Here is a 17,677-nt window from a genome sequence, read left to right on the forward strand (position 1 = left end):
CAGATGAAATACCAGTTACGCCACAGTACGCTCTATGAGTACAGCGGCCCAGTTAGTCTCAGCCATAACGAGGCGCGCATCTTGCCGCGCAATCTGCCCTGGCAATGGTCTACCAACGCCAAGCTGGATATATCGCCAAATCCAGTCAGGATGCGTGAGCGCATCGACTTTTTTGGCAATCGGGTGGTGTATTTTTCCCTTGAGTCGCTGCATGAAGAGTTGCAGGTCAATGTCACCAGTGATATCGAAACCCGGCCCCGGCCTACTCAAGATTTCTTCTCTACCATTGCCTGGGAACAGGCGGTACGCGAGACCGCAGCCGATATTCGCTACAGTAATCGGGACTGCCTAGAAGCGCGACTTTTCATGCTTGACTCGCCCTTTATTCGCCAAAACGAAAGCTTGGCGACCTACGCTTCCGTCAGTTTTACTGCGGGGCGCAATCTGCTTGATTCAGTGCTCGATCTTAATCTGCGTATATTCAGTGAGTTTGTTTACGACCCGGATTTCACCACGGTCGCCACCCCCTTAAAGGAAGTATTGGCCAGTCGACGGGGTGTCTGTCAGGACTTTGCCCACCTTGCCATTGGCTGTTTGCGCTCGCTGGGACTCGCCGCTCGCTATGTCAGTGGCTATATGGAAACCATGCCCCCTGCAGGCCAGGAGAAGCTCCTTGGGGCCGACGCCACTCATGCCTGGCTCGCCGTATTTATTCCTGGCTGGGGCTGGCTAGAGATCGATCCCACCAACGGCTGTGTACCGGACGAGCGCTATATTGTGCTTGGATGGGGCCGGGATTTTGCCGACGTGACGCCACTCAAGGGCGTCATGACCGGAGGGGGTGAGCATAAGTTGACGGTTGCGGTGGATGTGCTGCCGGTCAGGGAAGAGGAAGGGTTGCTGCTGTAGTGGCAGGCCGGTATTCGGTTGATGGGCCCGGGTTTTGGCGCCTGAAGCCCAAGACCTTCACCTGCCTCCATCGTCATTCCCGCGAAGGCGGAAATTCAAGCGGGTTATCGGCGACCCGCAATCCCTAGGCATCGTGAGCACCCTGACCAGGAGCCGGCCTGAGCCCCCGCCAAACATAAAAACCCGGCTCTTGCGAACCGGGTTTTACTTGCAGCTAAACGCTTGTAGCTGGCCTTTTACATATTAGGGTAATTCGGCCCGCCGGTACCTTCAGGTGCTACCCAGTCGATGTTCTGCGAAGGATCCTTGATGTCACAGGTCTTGCAGTGAACACAGTTCTGGGCATTGATCTGGAAGCGCTTGTCGCCATTATCTGCAGTGACGATCTCGTACACGCCGGCCGGGCAGTAACGCTGCGCAGGCTCATCGTAAAGTGGCAGGTTCTTGTCGATCGGAATGCTCGGGTCCTTGAGTTTCAGGTGAACAGGCTGATCTTCCTCATGGTTGGTATTGGACAGAAATACCGACGACAGCTTGTCGAAGCTGATGACACCGTCCGGTTTTGGATAAGCAATTTTGGGTGCATCGGCTGCTTTTTTCAGGCGCGCATAATCCGGCGTGGTGTCACGCAGGGTCATCGGAATTTTGCCGCCGAACAGGTTCTGGTCAACAAAGTTGAAAGCACCACCGAACAGCGGGCCGAACTTGTGAATCGCTGGGCCGAAGTTGCGTGAGCCAAACAATTCGTCGTACAGCCAACTGGATTTGAAGGCGTCGACGTAACCGGTCAGCTCATCGCCACCTTCACGGCCTGCTTTCAATGCTTCCAACACGGCATCGGCTGCCAGCATGCCGGACTTCATGGCAGTGTGACTGCCCTTTATCTTGGCAAAGTTCAATGTGCCCAGATCGCAACCGATCAGCGCACCACCAGGGAAAACCATCTTCGGCAAGGAGTTCAAGCCACCCTTGCAGATCGCGCGGGCACCGTAGGAGACACGCTTGCCGCCTTCCAGATACTGCTTGATTACCGGGTGATGCTTGTAACGCTGGAACTCATCAAAGGGTGACAGGTGCGGGTTGCTGTAGGACAGATCGATGATCAGGCCGACGACAATCTGGTTGCCTTCAATGTGATAGAGGAAGGAACCACCGGTGTTCTCGCTCTTGTTGATATCCAGCGGCCAGCCGGCAGTGTGCACCACAAGGCCTTCTTCGTGCTTGGCCGGATCGATATCCCAGATCTCCTTGATGCCGATACCGTAATGTTGAGCATCGGCGTCGGAATCGAGATTAAAACGCTTGATCAGTTGCTTGCCAATGTGGCCACGGCAGCCTTCAGCGAACAGGGTGTACTTGGCGCGCAGTTCCATACCAGGAGTGTAGAAACCTTCCTTCGGGTTGCCTTCACGATCGACACCCAGGTCGCCGGTGAGAATCCCGGTGACAACACCGTTCTCGTCAATCAGCGCCTCTTGAGCGGCAAAGCCGGGGTAGACTTCTACGCCCAGGTTTTCAGCCTGCTGAGCCATCCAGCGGCACAGATTGCCTAGAGAGATAATGTAGTTGCCTTCGTTATGCATGGTCTTGGGGACCAGCATGCCAGGCACTTTGGTGGCTTTTTCTTCGCTGGTCAGCATGTAGATGTCGTCACGGGTGACGGGGGTGTTCAGCGGGGCACCCAGCTCTTTCCAGTCAGGGAAGAGCTCTTCCAGAGCGCGTGGCTCGAACACAGCTCCAGAGAGGATGTGGGCGCCGACTTCGGAGCCTTTTTCTACAACGCAAACGCTGACTTCCTGGCCGGTTTCGGCGGCTTGTTTCTTGATGCGACAAGCGGCGGCAAGACCTGAAGGGCCAGCGCCTACGATGACAACGTCAAACTCCATGAATTCGCGTTCCACTATGTATCTCCTGCTCTAGGCCTAATCTGAAATCGATTGTGTGAGTGATCTTCCATGATCGTGTAACCCGCGAGTATAACAGTCTGCAGGGCATGCTCCAATGCATAGATATGTCTCATCAGCTTTGACAATGCGACTTTATGCGCAGTGACATGCATGCTCATATTGACCTGACGCAGCAGGCGCGACAAGATCGCCTCACGTACTCGTGCCAATTCCTTAGTCTAAGCGTGAACGATTATATTAATTTAGTCACGCCTGAATTGCGTCTTGTTTCAGTCGCCCCTTAAAGAGCGAAGCCCTTGGGAAAATCCTCGTTGCCATTAAGTGCGTGGTCGATACAGGGTCAAGGTTTGCGGCAAAGCGGTGAAATTCGCTGTCGACCTCGCCAGCGTCAAGAACTACCGCCAGAGTCAAAATGGAATCACCACAGGAAGGCTAAAGTGGAAAACTCTCCAGTCGCTTGCCGTCCTCATCCACCTCAAGCACCCAGCCCGCCTTGTCCCAATCGCCCAGCACAATCCGCTCGGCCGGCTCGCCATCAATCATCAGTGTGTGCACCGCCGGCCTGTGGGTATGACCGTGGATCAGTGTGCGCACCTGATGTTCACGCATTACTTCGGCTACCTGGCCGAGGTTGACGTCGGTGATGTCGCTGGGTTTCTGGCGGGTTTGGGCCTGGCTTTCCGATCGCAGTTTGCGACCGATCCGGTGGCGCTGTTTGAGCGACAAATTGCGCAAAATGAACAGACTCAGCGGATTACGCAGCAAGCGGCGCATCTTCATGTAGTCCAGATCATCCACGCAGAGGCTATCGCCGTGCATCAGCAGGACAGGTTCACCGTTGAGATCAACCAAGTAAGGATCGGGGAGCAGGGTGCAACGTGCTGCGCGGCAAAACCGCTTACCGATCAGAAAGTCCCGATTGCCATGCATCACGAAGACTTTTACCCCGGACTCGGCCAGATTGGCGAGGACACTGGTTATCTGCACGGCGAGGGGGTTGGGATCGTCGTCTCCGAGCCAGACTTCAAAGAAGTCGCCAAGGATATACAACTCGTCGACGTGGCGGGCCCGATGCTCCAGACAATGCAGAAACGCCCGGGTGATGTCCGGGCGTTCTGTTTCAAGATGCAGGTCTGAAATAAACAGATAGCGCATCAGTAGCGGCTTTACTCGGTCAGTTCGGCGCGTTCGATGATCACATCGTCAGCGGGAACGTCCTGATGGCCGGCACGCATGGTAGTAGGAACGGCTTTGATCTTGTTGACCACGTCCATGCCGTCAACCACCTTGGCAAATACCGTGTAACCCCAGCCCTGCACAGTAGGCGCGCTGTGATTCAGGAAGTCGTTATCAGCTACGTTGATAAAGAACTGGGCGCTGGCGGAATGCGGTTCCATGGTGCGGGCCATGGCAACGGTGCCCAGTGCGTTGGTCAGGCCATTGTTGGCTTCGTTCTTGATCGGAGCGCGGGCTTCCTTCTGCTTCATGCCTGGCTCAAAACCACCGCCTTGGACCATGAAGTTGGAGATCACGCGGTGGAAGATGGTGTTGTCATAGTGACCATCACGCACGTATTGCTTGAAGTTTTCTACGGTTTCCGGCGCCTTGTCGGCAAAGAGTTCCAGGGTGATGACACCGTGGTTGGTATGCAGCTTGACCATGTAAGGCAATCCTCGGACTAATAAAGTTGAATGAATGCAGCGACTGAGGCGCAGACCGCGTTCAGACGCTTGACACTTTGCGGTATGATAAGCGTTTTGGCCACTATGGCCTAGCCAAAATCCGTGATGCCCCATGGCGTCACCCGTAACGAGCCTTGCACACCTTATGAACAAACCGGAAACCACCGCACCCGCCCACTTCCTCAGGCAGATCGTTCGGGCTGACCTGGATAGTGGCAAGCACAGCAAAATAGTGACCCGTTTTCCGCCAGAGCCCAATGGCTATTTGCACATTGGTCACGCCAAGTCGATCTGCCTGAATTTCGGCCTGGCACAGGAGTTTGGTGGTGATTGCCATTTGCGCTTTGACGATACCAACCCGGCCAAGGAAGAGCAGGAGTACATCGATGCGATCAAGCAGGATGTGGAATGGCTGGGTTTTCAGTGGGCCGGCAATGTGCGCTACGCCTCGGATTATTTCGACCAATTACACGCCTGGGCCATCGAGCTGATCAAGACCGGCAAGGCTTACGTTTGTGATCTGACGCCGGAGCAGGCGCGTGAATATCGCGGCAACCTCACCGAGCCCGGCCGTAACAGCCCGTTCCGTGACCGCGCTGTGGATGAGAACCTCGATTTGTTCGCGCGCATGACCGCAGGTGAATTTGCCGACGGCGCCAAGGTGCTGCGGGCGAAGATCGATATGGCTGCGCCGAACATGAACCTGCGCGATCCTATCCTCTATCGCATTCGTCACGCTCATCACCACCAGACCGGTGACAAGTGGTGCGTGTACCCCAGCTATGACTTCACCCATGGTCAATCGGATGCGCTGGAAGGTATCACTCATTCCATCTGCACCCTGGAGTTTGAAGATCACCGCCCGCTGTATGATTGGTGCCTGAGCAATCTGCCGGTACCGGCAACGCCGCGGCAGTACGAGTTTGCTCGCCTAAACCTGAACTACACGGTGACCAGCAAGCGTAAGCTCAAGCAACTGGTTGACGAAGGCCATGTGGATGGCTGGGATGACCCTCGCATGTCGACGCTTAGCGCGTTCCGTCGTCGTGGTTATACGCCGGGCTCGCTACGCGATTTCTGTGAGCGCATTGGAGTCACTCGCTCCGATGCGGTGGTGGATATGGGCGTACTGGAGTTTTGTATTCGCGAGGACCTGGATGCCAGTGCACCGCGTGCCATGTGCGTATTGCGCCCGCTGAAAGTAACCATTACCAACTACCCGGTAGGTCAGACTGAACAGCTGCATCTGCCGCGTCACCCTAAGGATGACATGGGCGTACGCGAGCTACCGTTCAGCCGTGAGCTGTATATCGACCAGGACGATTTCATGGTCGATCCGCCCAAGGGCTATAAGCGTCTATTACCCGGTGGGGAAGTGCGTCTGCGCGGCAGCTATGTAATTCGCGCCGACGAAGCGATAACTGACGAACAGGGCAATATTGTCGAGCTACTGTGCTCCTATGATCCGGACACGCTGGGCAAGAATCCCGAGGGTCGCAAGGTCAAGGGTGTGGTTCACTGGGTGCCGGCAGCAGAAAGCGTGGAGTGTGAAGTGCGTCTGTATGACCGTTTGTTCCGTGCGCCCAATCCCGACAAGAACGAGGAGGGCAATACCTTCCTCGAAAATATCAATCCCGATTCACTTGTGGTGCTAACCGGTTGCCGCGCCGAACCGTCACTGGCTGCCGCAGACGCCGAAGAGCGCTTCCAGTTCGAGCGCGAAGGCTATTTCTGTGTTGATCGCAAGGATTCCAAGCCGGGGCATCCGGTATTCAATCGGACCGTGACACTCAGAGACTCCTGGGGCCAATAATGACGCTGTCGATCTATAACACCCTGAGCAAGACCAAAGCACCACTCAAGCCGCTGGAAGACAACCATGTACGCCTGTACGTGTGCGGCATGACCGTTTATGACTACTGCCATATCGGTCATGCGCGGGTCATGGTGGCCTTTGACGTGGTTGCGCGCTGGCTGCGCTTTCGCGGCTACAAGCTGACCTATGTGCGCAATATCACTGACATTGACGACAAGATCATCCGCCGCGCCAACGAAAACGGCGAAAGCTTTCTCGATCTGACCGGGCGCATGATTGACGCCATGCACGAGGATGAGGCGCGCCTGAACGTATTGCGTCCCGACATGGAGCCCAAGGCCAGCGACCACGTGCCGGGTATGCACGCGATGATCCAGAAGCTGATCGACAAGGGTTATGCCTACGCGCCTGGTAATGGCGACGTTTATTATCGCGTTGCCAAGTTTGTCGGCTATGGCAAGCTGTCGCGCAAGAAAATTGAAGATCTGCGCATCGGGGCCCGAGTGGAAGTTGACGAAGCCAAACAAGATCCGCTGGATTTCGTACTCTGGAAAGGCGTCAAACCGGGCGAGCCGAGCTGGCCGTCGCCCTGGGGTGACGGGCGTCCGGGTTGGCATATCGAGTGTTCGGTGATGTCCAACTGCTGCCTGGGCGATACCTTCGATATTCATGGTGGCGGGCCGGATCTGGTGTTTCCGCACCACGAGAACGAGATTGCTCAAAGCGAAGCGGCCAACGACAAACCCTATGCCATGGCCTGGATGCATGCCGGCGCGGTGCGCGTGGATGGCGAGAAGATGTCCAAATCACTGGGCAATTTTTTCACCATTCGCGAGGTACTGGAAAAGTACCATCCGGAAGTGGTGCGTTACCTGCTGGTCTCCAGCCATTACCGTAGTGCGATCAACTATTCCGAAGACAATCTGAAGGAAGCCAAGGGTGCCCTGGAGCGTTTTTACCATGCGCTCAAGGGTTTGCCGCAGGCGCCTGCGGTGGGTGGCGAAGCTTTTGTTCAACGCTTTGGTGCGGCGATGGACGACGATTTCAATAGCCCGGAAGCCTGTGCCGTCCTGTTCGACATGGTCCGCGAGATCAACCGCCTCAAGGATACCGATATGAATGCGGCGGCGGGCCTGGCGGCACGCTTGCGTGAGCTGGCAGAAAGCCTGGGCCTACTTCAGCTGGAGCCGGATACCTTCCTGCGTGCTGGGGCCGAAGGTAAGGTGGACGCTGAGTCGGTTGAGCTGCTGATCAAACAGCGATTGCAGGCGCGTGCCGATAAGAACTGGGCGGAATCAGACCGCATTCGCGATGAACTGACCGCGTTGGGCGTGGTGCTCGAGGACGGTAAAGCGGGTACCACTTGGCGACTGGCGGATTGACCGTGGCTAGCCGTCATATACAGGGCGACATGCAGGGTAAGGTCGCTCTGGTTACCGGTACGGGCAGTGCAGAGGGGATCGGTTTCGCTACGGCGCGATTGCTGTTCGAGGCCGGCGCCAGCCTGGTACTGACCTCGACCACCAATCGGATTTTTGATCGCCAGCGCACGCTGGATGAAAGCGGCGAGCGCTGCCTCGCGCATGTCGCGGATCTGACCGACGCGGCTCAGGTTGAAGAGCTGGTCGAACGGGCGATCGCGCGCTTCGGCCGCATCGACATCCTTATCAACAATGCCGGCATGACCCAAACCGGGGTCGATACGCCGTTGCCCGAGCTGTTTCACAAGTTGCCGTTTTTGCAATGGCAGCGTGAGTTCGACCTGAACCTCAATACCTGCTTTCACGTTACCCGAACCGTGCTGCCGCATATGCTGCAGGCCGGCTATGGTCGTATCGTGAACATCGCCTCGGTCACCGGGCCGTTGGTGACCTTTCCGGGCACGGCCGGCTATAGCGCGGCGAAATCCGGTATGGTCGGGCTGACGCGTGCAGTGGCGCATGAAGTGGCCGGGCAGGGCGTAACGGTTAACGCGGTAGCGCCAGGCTGGATAGCGACCCATTCGAGCCAACCGGAGGAGATAGCGGCGGGTTTGCATACGCCGGTGGGGCGGCCAGGCACGCCCGAGGAGATCGCGCGGGTGGTGGTGTTTCTGGCGAGTGAAGGTTGTAGTTATCTGACCGGGCAAATGCTGGTCGTGGACGGCGGTAACAGTCTGCAGGAAATCAAGGGCTGAGTTTAGACTCTGCCCTTGATTGCGCTCTTGATACAGTCCAGTTGGCTTACCGCCAGATGTCGTTCTTGATCTTTTCCTTCAGCTCGGGATAGTCGGCAGCCTTGAATTTAGGTACCAATCCCTGCTTGCGCTGACCCAGGTAATCCTTGGTCAGTTTTACGACAGTGCCAGACAGCATCATGATGGCGATCAGGTTGATCGTGGCCATCAACCCCATTGAAGCATCCGCCGCATTGAAGACTGTCGCCACCGCCTGCATCGCCCCCCAGACCACCATGCCCAGCGCAGCAATTCGCAGCACGGTAAGGCCTGCAGTATTGCCGACGCCCAGAAAGGTCAGCGCATTCTCCGCATAGGAATAGTTGGCAACGATGGAGGTAAAGGCGAAAAACAGAATCGCAATAGCGATGAAGTAGGTGCCTGCGACGCCAATATGCGATTCCATTGCTTGCTGGGTCAATTGGGTACCAGTGATGCCGGAGCCAGGCTCAAGCACCCCGGAGAGCAGAATCATCACCGCCGTGGCGGTACAGATGACGATGGTGTCGATAAACACACCCATAGCCTGAACCAGGCCCTGCGAGGACGGATGATGCGGAGCTGGGGTCGCGGTCGCGGCAACGTTGGGCGCCGAACCCATACCTGCTTCGTTGGAGAACAGACCGCGCTTGATGCCGTTGAGCATCGCTGCGGTAACTGAGCCAGCTGCACCACCGGCGGCTTCCTCAAGACCGAAGGCACTCTTGACGATCAGCGCCAGTACACCAGGTACTTCGGTGATGTGCATGACCATCACTACCAGTGCCATCAACACATACACGGCCGCCATAAAGGGCACGATCAGTTCGGCAAAACGGGCGATTGAGCGCAGCCCACCAAAGATCACCAGTCCGGCACAGAAAGCAATCACCAGGCCGACCCACATCTTGGAAAAGCCGAAGGCACCTTCCATGGCATCGGCGATGGAATTGGCCTGGACCGCATTGAACACCAGGCCGAAGGAGATAATCAGGCAGACGGAAAACACGCCGCCAGCCCAAGGCGCTTTTAGGCCTTTGGAAATATAGAAGGCCGGGCCGCCGCGATACTGACCTTTGCCATCACGCACCTTGTACAGCTGCGCCAGGGTACTTTCCGAATAGGCCGTGGCCATACCCACCAATGCGACCATCCACATCCAGAAAATCGCACCCGCACCACCTAGATAGAGCGCTACAGCCACGCCCGCTAGATTGCCGGTACCTACCCTTGAGGCCAGGCTGGTACAGAGCGCCTGAAAAGGGGAAATACCCGATTCGTCGCTTTCTCTCGAGCCACGTATTGCCTTGACCATCTCGCCGAAATGCAGGAACTGTAAAAAGCCCAGTCTGATAGTAAAAAACACACCCACAGCCAGGAGTCCATAAATGAGCACATAGCCCCAGAAAATAGTGTTCAGAAAGTCGATGATCGCTGTCATGTAGCGTCCTGCATGAAATTAAGGAAGGTTTGAAACAATACTAGTTGTACGCGGCTAAAGCGCCAGCCTGAGCAATAGACATCCTCGAATCGGGCCAGAAATGACCTGATAAATGGCTGTATCCGACCTGTTACTCGGCAACGGGTAAGCCTATATTGACGATAGACACTCGTGCGAGGTGTCATATCCAATTAAGCAACCGGAGTTGCCATGTCCAGTCTGACGCCCGAAAACCTGAGCATACGACCGCGCCATATGGATTTTGATCTGCCCAATCCGCTACCACGGCATTGGCACAGCAACGATCCCTTCAAGACGCATTTTTTCAACGCCATGTCGGTGTTATTTCCCGATGGCGAACGGTACTTTATTGACTCGGTGAGGCATTTTCGTGATCAGGTCACCGATCCGGCGTTGAAGGAGCAGATCCGTGGTTTTATCGGTCAGGAAGGCCATCACAGCCGCGAACATACCGAGTATAACAACCGCTTGCGTGATCTGGGGTATGACATTGACCGTCTAGAGCTCAAGGTTAAAAAGCGCGTTAGGTTCATACAGCAGCAGTTCTCCGCCGAGCGGCAGCTGGCGGGTACTGTAGCGATGGAACACTTCACCGCCATCATGGCCAATGCAATGTTGCGCGATCCGCAATGGATTCAAGGCGCGACGCCCGAGTTGCGCCGGCTCTGGCGCTGGCATGCGCTCGAAGAAACAGAGCACAAGGCGGTCGCCTTTGACGTGTATATGCAGGTCTGTGGTGATCGCAGCATTTTGCGTAAAGCGATGCGCCAAGCTACTTTTTTCTTTCTCAAGGACGTGACCGTCGGTACCTGGCACATGCTAAGAAAAGATCGCGCCTTGACGCTTAAGACCTGGTGCAAGGGCATGTACTGGCTCTGGGGCCCGAACGGTTTTTTCTCCCATCTGATCAGCGATTACCGGGATTTTTACAAGGAAGACTTCCATCCCTGGCAGCATGACAATGCCCAATTAATGGCTTCCGTAGCAGAGGAATTTCAGGGTCATCCTGCGTGAGGCTAGCCGCAAACTGCTTTTCACATCCTGGATGCAACGGTGTGTTCCCAACAGTCTAAGCGCTGAAGGGGTCATGCACTGGTAGACTGCGCGCCTGGCGGCGTTGCCTTTTGCAATCCGCCTCTCAGGAGCGCAGCATGGTCGTTGTCAACGCCCTTATTCCCGTTTTTGGTTTGATCCTGCTCGGCTATGTGCTCGGCTGGCGTCGCTGGGTGCCAGGTGACGCAGGAGGATCACTCAACGCCGTCACCTTCAAGCTGTTCATGCCGGTGCTGCTGTTTTCCGGCTTGGCCAAGGCTGATTTGGGTCAGGCGTTATCACCCGTGCTGGTACTGGTGTATTTCCTGCCGGCTCTGCTGGTCTTTGGCGTGATTAATCTGATCATGCATCGCCGCCTGGGTCGTCCGACCAGCATGGGCCTGGCAGCCAGTTATTCGAATAATGTGCTGGTCGGGATACCGGTGGTGACACTGGTGCTAGGGCCAGAGTACCTAGTGTATCTATTCGCCATTCTGGTCTTTCATAGCTTGCTGCTGTTCACCGCCCAAAGTCTTTATAACGCCTTTTGGGCCGAGGGTGACGGCAAAGGCCTAGATCTGCGTGACACGCTGAAGAGCCTGGCCAATCCGTTGATCATCGGCTTACTGCTCGGGGCGTTACTCAATCTGTCTGGCTTGCAGGTACCTTCGTCCCTGTGGAAGGCAGTGGAATGGCTGGCTGCTGCTGCATTACCTTGCGCGCTGTTGGTACTGGGCTTAAGCCTTTCTCACTACCGTTTGCATATGAGTGCGAGCATGGGTGTGCTGACGCTCAGCAAACTAGTGCTGTTTCCCCTGTTGGTGCTGCTCTGCGGGCTCGCCATTCCCGGGCTTGACTCGCAAGCGCGTACCGTACTGGTGATCATGGCCGCGTGCCCCACGGGCGTAAACGTACTGGCTTTTTATATGGGCCAGGAAGATAGCCGCATCATCAGCTCGGTGATCTTTTTATCGACGCTACTCTCAGCAGTCACTCTGCCGTTGTGGTTGCTTTTGCTGGGAGGATAACCGCATGGCTTGGCGCTGCGAGGAGCTATAAAACGAACTGTGGGGTCTTGGTCTATGCTGTGAGAAAACCAGACGTGCCACAGGAGCCTACATGCCAGTCAAGCTGTTTGTCCCCAGAGAAACTCGCCTGCATGAAAAACGCGTTGCGCTGGTTCCCGCCGTAGTCGAAAAGCTTCACAAGCTAGGTATCGAAATCAGCCTGCAGCCAGGCGCGGGGCTGGCTGCGCGCATTCCCGATTCAGCCTATGAAACAATCGGTGTCGCACTGTCCAATCCGCCAGCGGACGTAAGTCTGGTTTTCAGCGTACAGCCCCCGTCGATAGCGGAAATCGAACAGATGAACCCAGGTACCGTACTCTGCTGCTTCGTTTACGCTCACAGGGAGCAGGCCACGGTGCGAGCCCTGCGGGACGGCCAGATCACCTGCTTCGCCATGGAGCTGGTGCCGCGCATCACCCGTGCGCAGGCCATGGATGCGCTATCTTCCCAGGCGGCGCTGGCAGGCTATTACGCAGCGTTATTGGCCGCCACCAGCCTGAATCGCATTTTGCCGATGATGACCACCGCAGTCGGATCTCTGCGTCCGGCGCGCGTCCTGGTGATGGGCGCCGGGGTGGCCGGACTGCAGGCGCTGGCAACAGCCAAGCGGCTGGGCGCAATGGTCGAAGGCTATGACGTGCGGCCCGAGGTCAAGGAACAAGTGGAATCGGTGGGCGGCAAGTTCGTCGATACCGGCGTGTCGGCCAGTGGTCAGGGTGGCTATGCCCGTGAACTGACTGATGAAGAGCAGGCCAAGGTGGCGGAGGTACTGACTCGGCACATTCAAAATGCCGACGCAGTGATCACCACCGCGTCAATTCCCGGCAGGCCCAGCCCCAAAATTATCAGTGAAGCGCAAATCATGGGCATGAAACCAGGCTCGGTGATTATTGACTTGGCAGCGGAGGGTGGCGGTAACACACCACTGACCCAGCCAGGCGATACGGTCGAAATCGGCCCGACCACCATCGTTGCGCCACTGAATATCCCCAGCCATCTGGCCGAACACGCTTCCGAACTCTATGCGCGCAATCTGCTGGCTCTGGTCGGGCTGATGATCAAGGACGGGACACTGGCGCTGGATTGGGAAGACGACATTCTTGCCGGCGCAGTACTCACGCACGATGGGCAGATCAAAAACGAGACAGCCAGAAAGGCTGCCGAATCAGGGGGAGAATAAGCATGGACGTCACCACCACCATTACCGGTTTCGTTGCACTCTACATCTTCATGTTGGCGGCCTTTACCGGCTACGAGATTATCGGCCGGGTGCCGGCTATTTTGCACACGCCACTGATGTCTGGCTCCAACTTCATCCACGGGATCGTCGTGGTGGGGGCAATGTGGGCGCTACTGAATGCGGCGACGCCCCTGGAGCAGACCATCGGCTTCTTTGGTGTGCTGCTCGGTGCAGGCAATGCCGCCGGCGGCTATGTGGTCACCGAACGCATGCTGGACATGTTCAAATCCAGCGATAAGGCTGCGGACAAGTCCTCTTCGACAGACAAGGAGTAGTTATGGATACCAGTCTGATTATCGAAGGGGCGTACTTCATTGCAGCACTGTTGTTTATCTACGGACTGAAGCGCATGGCCAGTCCGAAGACCGCGCGCTCGGGTATTGTGGTCGCGGGCTGGGGCATGGTGCTGGCTGTGGTGGTGGCCTTTCTTTACGGTCTTGATGTAAATGAGCGGGCACAACCGCATGTAGGCTTGAACCTGGGGTTGTTAATGATCGCCCTTGGGCTCGGTGTGGGTTGGGCCTGGTACAGCGGCAAAAAGGTCGCCATGACCGATATGCCACAGATGGTCGCACTTTATAACGGCATGGGCGGGGGTGCAGCAGCCGCAATCGCTGCCATCGAACTGTTCTCGGGCAACGCCCAATCCCATGGCGTCGTGGTTACGATACTGGCAGTGCTGGGCGGTTTGATCGGCGCGGTGGCACTCTCCGGATCGCTGGTCGCCTGGGCCAAACTCGATGGGCGCATCAGCAAAACGCTGCGCTTGCCCGGGCAGCAATTGATCAATGCAGTGCTGTTCTTCGCAGCCCTGGGGCTGGGTGCGGCGATCACCACAGCAGGCGTAACCGGCGTCGAAGTATCCATGCTACTCATCTCGCTGTTCTTTATCCTGGCCCTGGTTCTGGGTGTGCTGCTGACCACGCCCATCGGTGGCGCCGATATGCCAGTAGTGATCTCGTTGTACAACGCCTTCACCGGCCTGGCAGTCGCCTTCGAGGGTTTTGTGCTGCAGAACCCGGCGATGATCATCGCCGGTACTGTGGTCGGCTCGGCCGGCACACTGCTGACCCTGATGATGGCCAAGGCCATGAATCGCCCAGTGTCGAACGTAATCTTCAGTCAATTCGGTGAAAGCGGTGGGGAAGACGACTCGGATATCGAAGGCAGCATGAAGACCGCGGAAGCTTCGGATGCCGCTATTGCCATGTACTACGCCAGCAAGGTCATTATCGTGCCCGGCTATGGCCTGGCCGTGGCCCAGGCGCAGCACAAGCTGTATGAATTCGTGAAGCTGCTGCAGAAGCAGGGCGTGGACGTCAAGTTCGCCATTCATCCCGTGGCCGGGCGCATGCCCGGACATATGAACGTATTGCTGGCTGAGGCCGGCGTGCCCTACGACATCATCCATGACCTGGAAGATATCAATGAGGACTTTGCTCAAGCCGACGTCGCCATCGTGCTTGGCGCCAACGATGTAGTAAACCCCGCCGCACGCACGCGCAAATCCAGCCCGATCTACGGCATGCCGATTCTTAACGTCGACATGGCCCACCAGGCTTACGTGGTCAAACGCGGGCAGGGCAAAGGCTATTCCGGAGTCGAGAATGAACTGTTCTACGCCGAAAACACCTCAATGGTCTATGGCGACGCACAGAAGGTAATGGCGCAGATGATCGAAGCGGTAAAGTCGCTGGGCTAACCCAGCTCAGCGGCGAGCTAAATGCAGAACCAGGACCAAAACCGATCTTGGTTTGTTTTTGACTTTGGGAAAGCGTTTTACGCATCACACTAACGTGCGCTGTGCCTTCGGCGGGTGAGGGGAGAAAATGTATAAAACAGGTCGATAAAGGCTCCTGCAGTATCGACACTTCCGCCATCCGTGGCGATCGGGCTTCGTATCCAAGCCTACAGGACAGTATTCACGGCGTTTTTCGTAACGCTGACCCGCCGAAGGCGACGAAACTCCGAGCTATTAGCGGCAACTCACAAACAAAAAACCCGGCATAGAGCCGGGGTTTTTGTGGTCATTACAGATTCTTACACGCAGCAGCTGAAGTTTAAGCCTGCTTCACGTTATAGCCATAGATAGACTTGACCTCGAGGAAGTCCTCAAAGCCATAGTGACCCCACTCGCGGCCATTGCCTGACTCCTTGTAACCACCGAAGGGCGCTTTGTTGTCCAGCGGCGCACCGTTTAGGTGAACCATGCCGGTACGGATGCGGCGAGCCACATTGCGCGCGCGATCCAGATTGGCCGAAGACACATAGCCAGATAGCCCGTAGTTAGTGTCATTGGCAATGCGCACTGCCTCATCGTCATTCTCATAACCAATGATCACCAATACCGGACCGAAAACTTCTTCCCGGGCGATAGTCATATCGTTGGTCACATGACTGAAAATAGTCGGCTTGACGTAATAGCCTTTGGTCAGACCTTCGGGACGATCCGGACCACCGACAATCAGCTTGGCATTTTCTGCTATACCATCTTGGATCAGACCCTGAATCTTGCTCCACTGCGCCTTGGATACCACCGGACCGATCACGGTATCTTCCGCATTCGGATCGCCAGCCTTGACCTTGGCTGCAACTGCTTTGGCAATTTCAGCGACTTCCTCCATACGGCTGTTGGGCACCAACAAGCGGGTAGGAGCGTTGCAGGATTGACCACTGTTGTTCATGCAGGACATTACTGCGTGACCAACCATCTTCTCGAAGTCAACGTCATCCAGCAGGATATTGGCTGATTTGCCGCCCAACTCCAATGCCACGCGTTTGATGGTGTCAGCACCGGCCTTCATTACCTGACGACCTGCGCCGGTGGAGCCGGTAAAGGACATCATATCGATACCCGGATGCGAAGACATGGCCGCGCCCACCGTTGGGCCGTCGCCGTTGACCAGGTTGAACACGCCAGCCGGCACGCCCGCTTCCTCAAGAATCTCAGCTAGAATCAGCGCGGACAGCGGCGCCACTTCAGATGGCTTCAGCACCATGGTGCAACCGGTAGCCAGCGCCGGTGCGACCTTGCAAGCCATCTGGTTCATCGGCCAGTTCCACGGGGTGATCAGACCGCAGACGCCGATAGGCTCCTTGACCACCAGCGTAGTGCCGATCTCTTCCTCAAATTCGAATTCTTTCAGGGCGTCCAGGGCAGCAGAGAAATGCCCAATGCCTGATGGCGCTTGTGCCGTTTTCGCCAGCTTGGCCGGTGCGCCCATTTCGATGGAAATGGCTTTGGCCAGATCGGGCTGACGCCTGGTCATTACAACGAGGATTTTTTCCAGCAGCGCAATGCGCTCCTCGCGGCTGGTTTGGGAGTAGGTTTCAAATGCCTTCCGCGCGGCTTCGACAGCCAGATCAACATCTTCTTTGTTGCCCAAGGCAATGGTCGCAGCCACTTCTTCGGTGGCCGGATTGATAACGTCCAGGGTCTGCTCGCCCTTGGGCTTGACCCACTGGCCGTTGATAAAGAACTCGGTGTAATGACTCATACTAAATAGACTCCCTAATGTACTGTTCGCAAATCAACCAAAACGATAGCACTACCTGCGCCATACCTGCACGCAAGTATCAGCGATTTTATGTTTTAAGCGATGTCCTCTTTCAAAATAGCCTGTGGCTATCAGGGTGATTGCTGTTCAGCCGCTGGCCAAATGTCTTTATAATGCCCGCGTTTAGCGCCTTCTGTACCCGCCGAATACTTGACTAAATTGCTTGGCTATTGCATTATGCCTAGCATGTTTAACCGGCTCGGGATTGCCAATGCGACTGACCACTAAAGGCCGCTACGCGGTGACAGCCATGCTGGATTTGGCGCTGCATGAAGACCAGGGGCCGATAACCTTGGCGGATATTTCTCAGCGCCAAGGTGTATCTATCTCTTATCTTGAACAGCTATTCGCCAAATTGCGTCGCTGCCGCTTGGTAGAGAGCGTAAGAGGGCCCGGCGGTGGTTATCGACTGGCGGGTGGCCCGGCTGCCATCAGTGTTGCTCAGATTGTCGAAGCGGTGAATGACTCCATGGATGCCACCCGTTGCTTGGGCCGGGGTGACTGTCAACAGGGGGAAGTTTGCTTGACCCATCATCTGTGGTCCGATCTGAGCGACCGGTTGCATCAATTTCTAAGCGATATCAGCTTGGCTGATCTGGTGTCTCGCGAGGATATTCAACGAGTGCGTAGTCGTCAGGACAAGGTGGGCTGTATTAACAGCCCTACAGTGTCTGAGCTGGAGCGCATTATCTGAAGCGGCCTGCAAGAGCCGCTCGATCATTGTTGGCGGACCTGCCTGAGTGCTGGTACATCCACTAACAAGCCTGATTTGACGTAGCAGCCGGGCCGTTTGCCCTGGTTGCCTGATTGA

15 protein-coding genes are annotated in these 17,677 nt (G+C 56.3%); 10 read left to right on the top strand and 5 right to left on the bottom strand.

Features of this window, described 5'->3' with window-relative positions; genetic code table 11:
* Positions 1-3 precede the first annotated feature (3 nt).
* Positions 4-909 (top strand): transglutaminase family protein, encoded by a 906-nt coding sequence (locus K787_RS0109315; RefSeq protein WP_022962531.1) that lies wholly within the window; start codon positions 4-6, stop codon positions 907-909.
* A 236-nt stretch (positions 910-1,145) separates the two neighbouring features.
* On the opposite strand, the gene K787_RS0109320 is transcribed toward K787_RS0109315, so the two are convergent.
* From K787_RS0109320 to K787_RS0109330, 3 genes are all read right to left on the bottom strand, one after another.
* The gene (locus K787_RS0109320) at positions 1,146-2,810 is read right to left on the bottom strand and encodes an electron transfer flavoprotein-ubiquinone oxidoreductase (protein WP_022962532.1); all 1,665 of its coding nucleotides are present in this window, start codon (positions 2,808-2,810) and stop codon (positions 1,146-1,148) included.
* 438 nt (positions 2,811-3,248) lie between these two features.
* Positions 3,249-3,971 (bottom strand): UDP-2,3-diacylglucosamine diphosphatase, encoded by a 723-nt coding sequence (locus tag K787_RS0109325; RefSeq protein ID WP_022962533.1) that lies wholly within the window; start codon positions 3,969-3,971, stop codon positions 3,249-3,251.
* An 11-nt stretch (positions 3,972-3,982) separates the two neighbouring features.
* The gene (locus tag K787_RS0109330; RefSeq protein WP_022962534.1) at positions 3,983-4,477 is read right to left on the bottom strand and encodes a peptidylprolyl isomerase; all 495 of its coding nucleotides are present in this window, start codon (positions 4,475-4,477) and stop codon (positions 3,983-3,985) included.
* 166 nt (positions 4,478-4,643) lie between these two features.
* On the opposite strand from K787_RS0109330, the gene K787_RS0109335 reads away from it, so the two are divergent.
* The 3 genes from K787_RS0109335 to K787_RS0109345 are packed head-to-tail and all read left to right on the top strand — an operon-like array spanning position 4,644 to position 8,490.
* A complete protein-coding gene (locus K787_RS0109335) occupies positions 4,644-6,311 on the top strand; it encodes a glutamine--tRNA ligase/YqeY domain fusion protein (RefSeq protein ID WP_022962535.1) in 1,668 nt (555 codons plus the stop codon).
* A complete protein-coding gene (cysS, locus tag K787_RS0109340; protein ID WP_022962536.1) occupies positions 6,311-7,696 on the top strand; it encodes a cysteine--tRNA ligase in 1,386 nt (461 codons plus the stop codon). The genes K787_RS0109335 and cysS overlap by 1 nt, the downstream gene beginning before the upstream one ends.
* A 2-nt stretch (positions 7,697-7,698) precedes the next feature.
* Positions 7,699-8,490 (top strand): SDR family NAD(P)-dependent oxidoreductase, encoded by a 792-nt coding sequence (locus K787_RS0109345; RefSeq protein WP_306361038.1) that lies wholly within the window; start codon positions 7,699-7,701, stop codon positions 8,488-8,490.
* Positions 8,491-8,536: 46 nt separating this feature from the next.
* Here the strand turns inward: K787_RS0109345 and K787_RS0109350 are convergent, their stop codons facing one another.
* Complete coding sequence (locus tag K787_RS0109350; RefSeq protein ID WP_022962538.1) at positions 8,537-9,949, bottom strand: alanine/glycine:cation symporter family protein; 1,413 nt, start codon at positions 9,947-9,949, stop codon at positions 8,537-8,539.
* Between the two features lie 210 nt (positions 9,950-10,159).
* Here K787_RS0109350 and K787_RS0109355 point away from each other — a divergent pair, with 210 nt between their 5' ends.
* The 5 genes from K787_RS0109355 to K787_RS0109375 all read left to right on the top strand — a co-directional run bounded on the left by K787_RS0109355 (position 10,160) and on the right by K787_RS0109375 (position 15,011).
* A complete protein-coding gene (locus K787_RS0109355; RefSeq protein ID WP_022962539.1) occupies positions 10,160-10,984 on the top strand; it encodes a metal-dependent hydrolase in 825 nt (274 codons plus the stop codon).
* A gap of 137 nt (positions 10,985-11,121) precedes the next feature.
* Positions 11,122-12,030, top strand: a complete 909-nt coding sequence (locus K787_RS0109360; RefSeq protein WP_022962540.1) for an AEC family transporter — start codon at positions 11,122-11,124, stop codon at positions 12,028-12,030.
* 91 nt (positions 12,031-12,121) lie between these two features.
* On the top strand, positions 12,122-13,249 hold the full coding sequence (locus K787_RS0109365; RefSeq protein WP_022962541.1) for an NAD(P) transhydrogenase subunit alpha: 1,128 nt from the start codon (positions 12,122-12,124) through the stop codon (positions 13,247-13,249).
* Positions 13,250-13,251: 2 nt separating this feature from the next.
* Entirely contained in the window at positions 13,252-13,584 is a 333-nt protein-coding gene (locus K787_RS0109370) for an NAD(P) transhydrogenase subunit alpha part 2 (protein WP_022962542.1), read from the top strand.
* Between the two features lie 2 nt (positions 13,585-13,586).
* Positions 13,587-15,011, top strand: coding sequence for an NAD(P)(+) transhydrogenase (Re/Si-specific) subunit beta (locus K787_RS0109375; RefSeq protein WP_022962543.1), 1,425 nt, complete (start codon positions 13,587-13,589; stop codon positions 15,009-15,011).
* Positions 15,012-15,369: 358 nt separating this feature from the next.
* Here K787_RS0109375 and K787_RS0109380 read toward each other — a convergent pair whose 3' ends face one another.
* A complete protein-coding gene (locus K787_RS0109380) occupies positions 15,370-16,806 on the bottom strand; it encodes an aldehyde dehydrogenase family protein (protein ID WP_022962544.1) in 1,437 nt (478 codons plus the stop codon).
* 271 nt (positions 16,807-17,077) lie between these two features.
* On the opposite strand from K787_RS0109380, the gene K787_RS0109385 reads away from it, so the two are divergent.
* Positions 17,078-17,560 (top strand): Fe-S cluster assembly transcription factor, encoded by a 483-nt coding sequence (locus K787_RS0109385; protein ID WP_022962545.1) that lies wholly within the window; start codon positions 17,078-17,080, stop codon positions 17,558-17,560.
* Positions 17,561-17,677 lie beyond the last annotated feature (117 nt).

The sequence above is a fragment of the Halopseudomonas pelagia CL-AP6 genome (assembly GCF_000410875.1).
Lineage (GTDB): Bacteria > Pseudomonadota > Gammaproteobacteria > Pseudomonadales > Pseudomonadaceae > Halopseudomonas > Halopseudomonas pelagia.